At 31.7% G+C, this 899-nt stretch carries 1 protein-coding gene; it reads left to right on the plus strand.

All coding sequences use genetic code 11. The features are described 5' to 3' along the window. The first annotated feature begins 519 nt into the window (after positions 1-519). Complete coding sequence (locus tag V7097_RS13980) at positions 520-678, plus strand: DUF2639 domain-containing protein (protein WP_335402019.1); 159 nt, start codon at positions 520-522, stop codon at positions 676-678. Positions 679-899: the final 221 nt, after the last annotated feature.

Here is an 899-nt window from a genome sequence, read left to right on the forward strand (position 1 = left end):
CTGTCTGTCCGAATCATCGAGGCATTCGGACTTACCAGAGATGTCCAGGTTCCATTTTATGAAAAGTCAAAACAAATGCCATTCAGCAAGCTTTTATTTCCAAAATCCACTAAGAAATTTTGCGAAAATATCAGAACTATAATAAAAGTATGAGCAAAGGAAAAAAGCAATCACAATTCCAGTTACTATCCAACTAACCGTCTCCTTTTTCACATAATCACCTCTTCAATATACTATTTGTAATATTGTAACGGTCAATACAATGTAAATAACCTCTAGGAAACCCTAGAGGTTTTTACTATATATAAATGATAGGGAAAACATGAAAAAATGCCTCTAATTTTGAGAGAGTAATTAGAGGCAAGAGAGAAATGAAAACTTCATAGAGTTAGACGCAGTCTTTTGCAAAAGGTTACAAATAAATTGAAGAAACTTTTCATATATTATTCTATTAGTCATTCTTTTCGGCTTACTAGCATACATATAAGGACAAGCGACAAAATTGAGGGGGAATCGAATATGGCTTATCCAGGATCAAAGGGTTGGTACGTCAAACAATTAAAAGAAAAAGGAATTCATCAGCATCCAGTTGAACGAAAAAAGCTAGAAACATATAAAGCATATATCCTAAGACAATTATATTTTGAACTAGTCGTTGATAAAGAAGCAAAAAAATAATTCCTAATAAAAAGGAGCCATATAGTAACGGGTTAGTATTTGAGAAACCGAATTAATCAATAAAATCACACTATAATCCAGCACCAAAAAAGCTCAGAGATGAAAAAAAAATCTCAGAGCTTTCTTTTTATTGTGATATTCAATTAACTTCTTTTAGTTAAACTGCATTCTCATTATATTCTCTAACGGAATTCCCGCTTCTATATAAATTCCTATCAATT

It is taken from the genome of Bacillus sp. JJ1562 (genome assembly GCF_036962705.1).
Lineage (GTDB): Bacteria > Bacillota > Bacilli > Bacillales > Bacillaceae_L > Ferdinandcohnia.

What these genes read in the sequence shown, in the direction of transcription:
- V7097_RS13980 (WP_335402019.1), top strand. Translation starts at nt 520, where the DNA reads ATGGCTTATCCAGGATCAAAGGGTTGGTACGTCAAACAATTAAAAGAA.